This window comes from Stenotrophomonas sp., assembly GCF_031995405.1.
Lineage (GTDB): Bacteria > Pseudomonadota > Gammaproteobacteria > Xanthomonadales > Xanthomonadaceae > Stenotrophomonas.
This window is the reverse complement of sequence record NZ_DAMAGC010000036.1, coordinates 33,555-37,062: the sequence shown is the minus strand read 5'-3', so window position 1 is coordinate 37,062 and position 3,508 is coordinate 33,555. Positions and strand designations below refer to the sequence as shown.

General features: G+C 66.4%; 3 protein-coding genes. 1 reads left to right on the top strand and 2 read right to left on the bottom strand.

The genetic code is table 11. The features are described from left to right. Positions 1-52: 52 nt before the first annotated feature. A complete protein-coding gene (locus tag RTO53_RS08915) occupies positions 53-235 on the bottom strand; it encodes a 30S ribosomal protein THX (RefSeq protein ID WP_038689543.1) in 183 nt (60 codons plus the stop codon). A gap of 108 nt (positions 236-343) precedes the next feature. Beyond that, positions 344-757, bottom strand: a complete 414-nt coding sequence (locus tag RTO53_RS08910) for a MerC domain-containing protein (RefSeq protein ID WP_256776848.1) — start codon at positions 755-757, stop codon at positions 344-346. Positions 758-926: 169 nt separating this feature from the next. On the opposite strand from RTO53_RS08910, the gene RTO53_RS08905 reads away from it, so the two are divergent. Continuing rightward, positions 927-3,119 carry a TonB-dependent receptor gene (locus RTO53_RS08905; RefSeq protein WP_312237447.1) on the top strand — a complete coding sequence of 731 codons (2,193 nt, stop codon included), beginning with the start codon at positions 927-929 and terminating at the stop codon, positions 3,117-3,119. Positions 3,120-3,508: the final 389 nt, after the last annotated feature.

Genomic DNA, 3,508 nt, shown 5'->3' with positions numbered 1-3,508 from the left:
CAAAAAAAAACGCGGCGCAAGCGCCGCGTTTTCTTCGACCCGCCGAGCGGGATCAACCGGCCTTGGCGACAGCCTTCTTGGCAACGGCCTTCTTCGCCGGCGCCTTGGCAACGGTCTTCTTGGCGACCGGCGCAGCTGCGCCCACGGCCACCTTGCTCACCACGTGCGAGCGCGAATTGCCGTAGCTGGCGTTGAAACGCTTGCCCTTGGCGGTCTTGCGGTCACCCTTACCCATGTCGTCAACTCCTTAGTCTTGAATCTGATTACCCCGTACTGACACGGGTTCGGCGGGGCCGCCCTCTCAGGCGCCCCCGCGCACGATCTGGAAGCCTACCACAGCGCCTCAATGCGCACAGCTGGCGTCATGGATGTGGCCATGGTTCAAACGCAGGTTCACCAGGTGCGCCACCCCGACCAGCACCCCGCCCAGCGTCATCACCACCGCATGCGGCACCGCCGAATGATGCAGCGGGTCGTACAGCAGCCCGGCCCACAGCGCTACCAGGCCCGGCACCAGGAAGCCCAGCGCGCGCAACGCGCCGTGGCGACGGTAGCCCCAGACCAGACTGAACAGCCCCAGCAGCGTCACGAAGCTGACCAGCGCCAGCTCCACCCCGTCTCCCAGCCAGACCGACAGGCCCAGCGAGGGCGCGGCGGCCAGCAGGATCGGCAGCACCGCGCAGTGCACCGCGCACAGCAGCGAACCGGTGGCACCGAAGCGATCGAGAAGATGACGGAGGCGGGGGAACAGGGGCATGACTTCCAGCAGGGTCGGCGAAGCGTTATAGAATAATATAACATCAATCCCGACGCGCACCTTCCCGGCACCGCTCCTCCCCCCGTAATGCCCCCCTCGTTGTACCTGCCCCGCCAAGGGCTGCGCGCGCCACACCATTGATACATTGTAACAATTGAAGACGGACCCTTTGCCTATGCGCTCTTCCCGCTCCCTCCAGCCCCACGCCCTGTCCCTGGCCCTCGCCGCCGCCCTGATTCCCTCGCTGGCCTCGGCCGCCGACGATGCCGGCCAACGTGACCACCACCTGACCGAACTGTCCACGGTCAAGGTCACCGCCTCCCCGCTGCAGGGCGATGCCGAGTCGCTGGCGCGCCCGGTCGATGTGCTCGCCGGTGAACGCCTGGACGAGCAGAAGGCCGGCACGCTCGGCGACACCGTGGCCAAGCTGCCCGGCGTGCAGAGCACCTTCTTCGGCCCCGGCGTCGGCCGCCCGATCATCCGTGGCCAGGAAGGCCCGCGCGTGGCCGTGCTGTCCAACGGCATGGGCAACATGGACGCCTCCACGGTGAGCGCCGACCATGCCACCAGCACCGAGCCGTTCCTGGCCGACCAGATCGAAGTGCTGAAGGGCCCGGCGACGTTGCTGTTCGGCAGCGGCGCGATCGGCGGCGCGGTCAACGTCGTCGATGGCCGCATCGCGCGTGAACTGCCGGACCGCCCGCTGAGTGGTCGCGCCGAACTGCGCGGCAACTCGGTCAATGACGAGCGCAGCGGTATGTTCCGCCTGGACGGCGTGAGCGGCAACGTGGTGCTGCATGTCGACGGCCTGGTCCGCAATGGCGATGACTACCGCATTCCCGGCTACGCGGTGATCGACGGCCTGGAAGACCACAGTGGCCACGACCATGACGCCGCCGACAGCGACGAGCCGCGTCGCGGCCGCCTGGACAACAGCTCGGTGCGTACCCGCGCCGGCGGCGTCGGCGCGACCTGGCTCGGCGACGGCGGCTACTTCGGTGCCTCGGCCAGCACCTACCGCACCAACTACGGCATCCCCAACGGCGCACACGTGCATGCCGAGGACGACCATGATCATGACCACGACCATGGCGACGAAGCGGAAGAAGGCGACGAGCACGACGTCCGCATCGACATGGTGCAGAACCGCTTCGAAGCCAAGGGCGGCATCTACAACCCCACCTCGTTCCTGAAGAACATCAACCTGCGCACCGCCTACACCGACTACGAGCACGTGGAGCTGGAAGCGGGCACGCCCTCCACCCGGTTCACCAACCGTGGCATCGAAGCCCGCCTGGAAGCGGTACAGCAGCAGATCGGCGGCTGGGACGGCGCGTTCGGCCTGCAGTTCGGCAACAGCGATTTCGGCGCCAGGGGCGAAGAGGCCTTCGTGCCGGATACCGGTACGAAGAACATCGGCCTGTTCGTGCTGCAGGAAAAGCAGTTCGGCCCGTTCAAGCTGGAACTCGGCGGCCGCCATGACCAGGTCAAGCTCGACCCGACCGGCGACTATCGCGCACGCTCGTTCGATGCCACCAACCTGTCGGCGGCGGGCATCTGGACGCTCAACGACGCGGTGGACCTGCGCTTCGGCATCGACAGTTCCGAGCGTGCACCGACCAATGAAGAGCTGTATGCGGCCGGTGCGCATATCGCCACCCGTTCACTGGAAATCGGCGATGCCAATCTGAAGACCGAGCGCGGCCAGCGCATCGAGCTGGGCATCCACACCCACAGCGATCGCGTCGACTTCTCGGCCTCCATCTACCAGACCAAGTTCAAGGACTTCATCTACCTGGCCGACACCGGCGTGGTCGAATCGCTGCCGGTGCGCCTGTGGACGCAGCAGGACGCGACCTTCAAGGGCGCCGAAGCCGAGGCGCTGTTGCATCTGTTCGAAGGCAACGCGGGCGACTGGGATCTGCGCGTCTTCGGCGATTACGTCAAGGCCGAGCTGGATGGCAGCGGCAGCCGCACCGTGGACATCGCGGTGCCGCACGGCGACCACAACCACAACTACAGCGTGGACCTGGCCAACAGCGGCTACCTGCCGCGTATCGCGCCGGGCCGCGTTGGTGCCGACCTGCGTTGGTCGAAGGACGGCTGGCGCGCGTCGGTCGGTGCGGTGCGCTACAGCAGCCAGAAGGACGTTGCGCAGAACGAAGACCCGAGCAAGGGCTACACGCTGGTTGACGCCCACCTGGCCTATCGCTGGGACCGCAGCGACAGCAACAGCTACGAGGTCTTCCTGGACGGCAGCAACCTGACCAACCAGGAAGTGCGTCCGCATACCTCCCTGCTGCGTGATTACTCGCCGCTGCCGGGCCGCGGCGTCGCCTTCGGCATCCGCGCGTACTTCTGATTTTTTCTCTCCAACACTGGGGTAGTCGCTTCACCCTGAGGGGGCCGAAAGGCCCCCTTTTTTTTGTCCCTCTCTCATCTGAGGGAAGCGTCTTGTTCCAGGAGCCGTTGCAGAGTGAGTACGACGCTGCGCGTGCGGATGGCCGGTGTCGGCGACGTGGTGGATTGGGTGATGTCTCCGTTCTGGGCTACGGCGATCGTGAGGCCCCCGTAGCAGCCGGTAGGCCCCTGGCGTAGGGTCCCCCGGCCTCGCGGCCTCCTCCTTGATTTTGCCCAGGAGCCTACCGGCCGCTACAGGGCTCGGCTGCGGCAAGCAGGTAGAAAAGCCAGGCTGGTTTGACGTTGGTCGCTGGGTCGGGCGCTGGGCCCGGAAAGAAGCACGCTTCCTGC